This is a genomic window from Streptacidiphilus pinicola, from assembly GCF_003258295.1.
GTDB lineage: Bacteria > Actinomycetota > Actinomycetes > Streptomycetales > Streptomycetaceae > Streptacidiphilus > Streptacidiphilus pinicola.
Genome location: NZ_QKYN01000260.1, coordinates 1 through 2649 on the forward strand (window position 1 = coordinate 1; position 2649 = coordinate 2649).

At 68.0% G+C, this 2649-nt stretch carries 2 protein-coding genes; both read left to right on the plus strand.

Annotated features, from left to right (window positions below; translation table 11 throughout):
• Window positions 1-54: 54 nt before the first annotated feature.
• Entirely contained in the window at window positions 55-678 is a 624-nt protein-coding gene (locus DN069_RS38815; RefSeq protein ID WP_133260203.1) for an IS607 family transposase, read from the plus strand.
• Window positions 675-2636, plus strand: coding sequence for a zinc ribbon domain-containing protein (locus DN069_RS38820; protein ID WP_111507941.1), 1962 nt, complete (start codon window positions 675-677; stop codon window positions 2634-2636). The genes DN069_RS38815 and DN069_RS38820 overlap by 4 nt, the downstream gene beginning before the upstream one ends.
• Window positions 2637-2649 lie beyond the last annotated feature (13 nt).

Sequence of the window (2649 nt, forward strand, 5' to 3'; positions counted from 1 at the left end):
AGGCTCACTCGTTTCATTAGTCATCCCTAGTGTTCTGCCTGTATAGTGCTGGTCATGGAGTTGCTGCGCATGTCCAAGGCTGCGAAGCGTCTGGGGATACACCCGATGACGCTTCGTCAGTGGGCTATCGACGGCAAGATCCCGTTTTCCTGGGTGGGGCGTGAGCGCCGGTTCTCTTCGGTTGACGTGGAGAACATGAAGCGTGGTGACGCCAGTTCGCAGCGTCCGCGTCTTGAGGTTCTGTACGTGCGGGTGTCCGGCTCGTCCGGGCAGGAGTCGTCGCTGCTGGCGCAGGAGGAGGAGCTGCGGGCCACCGCTACCGGCAAGGTCGTCAAGGTCGTCAAGGACCGTGGGTCGGGCCTGCGGGAGGATCGTCCCGGCCTGAACCGGCTGATCGCGATGGTCTCGGATGGCAGTGTGACGGTGGTGCGGGTGACGCACGAGGATCGTCTGGCCCGGTTCGGTGTCGGCTGGTTGAAGCGCCTGTTCTCGGTGTACGGGGTGAGTGTCGAGGTCCTGCATCCGAAGAAGTCCGGTGGCCGGGATGAACTCCTTGAGGACTTCGTATCGCTGGTGACGACGTTCGCCGGGCGCTTGTACGGGATGAGGTCGGCGGAGGCCCGTAAGCGGCTGCTTGCCGAGACCGGCCAGTGCCAGCAGCAGGACGATGCCGCGTGAGCCGCAAAATCCCGCTCGCCGATGACGAGACTTCCCGTACCGCGTGTGTCCGCGCCGCCCTGCGCACGGCCGTTGAGGAGAAGACCGGAGAGATCCTGTCGTCCTCAGTGCTGACGGAGCGGGCAGGCTGGTGCGCTGATCTGGTGTCCGGCATGGTCGCCGACCTGATGACCACGCACTGGAACACCACCGACGTTGACGTACTCGCCACCGGAGAGGACGCGGGCGGGCGGAAGTTGCCGTCGAACGCGTGGATGGCGCTGCGCCGTCTGGGCTGGACTGCCACCTCTCCGGTCAAGGTCAATGACCGGGTCGTCCGCATGGCGCAGGAGCAGGCCGGACGCGCTCTGCGGTCGGCGAAGTGGCGGGCCGACCTGACCGCCGCAGTGATCGCCACCTGGCCTGCCGATCCGGGCAAGCGCACCCCCGAAGAGTGGGATGCCGTCCGTGAGGCGGTTCCGGGCGGCGAGTTCATGCCGTCCAGTTTGATCAAGTCCCGTACCCGGCAGATCGCCGCGTTCACCACGAAGAACAGGCGGTTGCCCGCCGATGTGTTCGAGTTGGAGCCCGCGCCCCGTATAGCACGGATGCTGCTCCTTGCGGCGTGCGACGGGCAACAGGCCACCATCGAACGTGCTGATGAGCCGGGCCGCGCGCTGCTCAGGTTGCAGCTCCCTACCCGTCCCGACCCGCGCTCGTACGCGGACTGGACGTGGGTGGCCTGCCCGATCGCGCTGCCGCCCACGATCCCCGCGAACGCTGTCCTGCACCTTCCCACCCTGCGTATCACCGATAACCGGGTACGGGCCGATCTCGCCTACACCCACCCCGTGCCGAAGACCCACCGCACCGGGCACACCATCGCGCTCGGTGTGGACTGGGGCCTGAACACTCTGCTGTCCGCCGGGGCTGTCCGTCTCGACGGAAACGGCATGATCACCGCTCTTGGTTCCGGGGGCCAGTACCGGGCCGCCGGAGTCCTCGCCAAGCAGCACCGGCTGCGCCGCCTGTCGGAGAAGTTGCACGCCAAAGCCGACCAGTACCAGAAGCTCACAGCAGGCAACGACCAGCATCCCCTGACAGGCAAGCACGCTGCTCTGCGCGATGAGATCCGTTCGGTGTCCGACCGGCGCTCGAACCTCAACGATGCTCAGGCGTGGTCCGCAGCCCGATGGGCGGTCGATCAGGCCATCACCGCCGGTGCCAGCGTCATCTACGTCGAAGACCTGCGGTCGATGGAAGCGCGGGGCATGGGCCGCACCATGAACACACGTCTGTCCCAGCAGGTACGCGGGCAGATCGTGGACCGGATGCGGCACCTCGCGGCCGAGGCGGGTATCGCCGTCGTCACGGTCCCGGCCCGCAACACCTCCAAACTCTGCCCCCGCTGCCTCGTTCCACTGCGGCACCGCAAGGCCCCCGACCGGCCCACCACACCCGGCTGGAAGTGGGCCATCTGCGGCTCCTGCGGCTACCAGGGCGACCGCGACACCGGAGCGTGGCAGCGCATCGCCGCACGCGGCCTCACCCACCGGGCCAAGACCGTGGCGGACCGCGCCAGCGGCCAGATGGTCATCCGCTCGGTGGCGGCCGCCCTTGAAGCCAGAGCCGTGGTCGCACCGGCCACCGCAAAGACCAGCCGGGACCGGTCCAAGACCGGACCCACCCGGCACCGAACCACACGCCCCGCGCCCAGGCGACGCAGGGCACCCTCCCCGATGGGCCTTCACCGGTCCGTCGGCCAGCGTCCGGAGGGACACGCTCACACGGACCGGACCCGGCTGCCCCGCGCAGCCCACCGGCACCAGGGCGTGACGACGATCAGCACACCCACCCGCCGACACCGGCCACACGGGACAGCACTGGGCGCGGGCTTCCACCTGCACGCTCACGCTACCCCGCCCAGGTGGGAAGACCCCGCGCCAGACACCATGTCTGACATGGGATCACTAAGCTGATTAGAGACGCTGC

Excerpts from the sequence above, each read along its gene's own strand:
- DN069_RS38815 (WP_133260203.1), top strand. The coding sequence starts at position 55 with ATGGAGTTGCTGCGCATGTCCAAGGCTGCGAAGCGTCTGGGGATACAC.